The 566-nt window shown below is 50.5% G+C and carries 1 protein-coding gene; it reads left to right on the top strand.

All coding sequences use genetic code 11. From position 1 onward, the window contains the following. The first annotated feature begins 67 nt into the window (after positions 1-67). Positions 68-556 (top strand): phenazine biosynthesis protein PhzB, encoded by a 489-nt coding sequence (gene phzB, locus HMPREF2886_RS03570; RefSeq protein WP_003123955.1) that lies wholly within the window; start codon positions 68-70, stop codon positions 554-556. Positions 557-566: the final 10 nt, after the last annotated feature.

The following is a 566-nucleotide window of genomic DNA, read 5'->3' on the forward strand; positions in this document are numbered from 1 at the left end:
CCGTTCCACAAATAAAACGTGACGGTATTCCCACTTGAATGACATCTACCGCCAAGGAGCATTGACGATGCCTGACACGACAAATCCAATCGGTTTCACCGATGCCAACGAACTTCGCGAAAAGAATCGCGCCACCGTCGAGAAATACATGAATACCAAAGGCCAGGACCGCCTGCGCCGCCATGAACTTTTCGTCGAGGATGGCTGTGGCGGTTTATGGACCACCGATACCGGTTCGCCCATTGTCATTCGTGGCAAGGACAAACTTGCGGAACATGCCGTCTGGTCATTGAAGTGCTTTCCCGATTGGGAGTGGTACAACATAAATATATTCGGAACCGACGACCCCAATCATTTCTGGGTCGAATGCGACGGTCACGGCAAGATTCTTTTCCCCGGATATCCCGAAGGTTATTACGAAAACCACTTCCTGCATTCCTTCGAACTTGAAGACGGCAAGATCAAGCGCAACCGCGAATTCATGAACGTCTTCCAGCAATTACGCGCCTTGAGCATTCCGGTCCCGGAAATAAAACGCGAAGGCATTCCCACTTGATCGAAACGAT

The sequence above is a fragment of the Pseudomonas sp. HMSC066A08 genome (assembly GCF_001813025.1).
In the GTDB taxonomy this organism is placed as follows: Bacteria; Pseudomonadota; Gammaproteobacteria; order Pseudomonadales; family Pseudomonadaceae; genus Pseudomonas; species Pseudomonas aeruginosa.

Coding starts and splice junctions, on each gene's coding strand:
- phzB (WP_003123955.1), top strand. CDS start 68: ATGCCTGACACGACAAATCCAATCGGTTTCACCGATGCCAACGAACTT.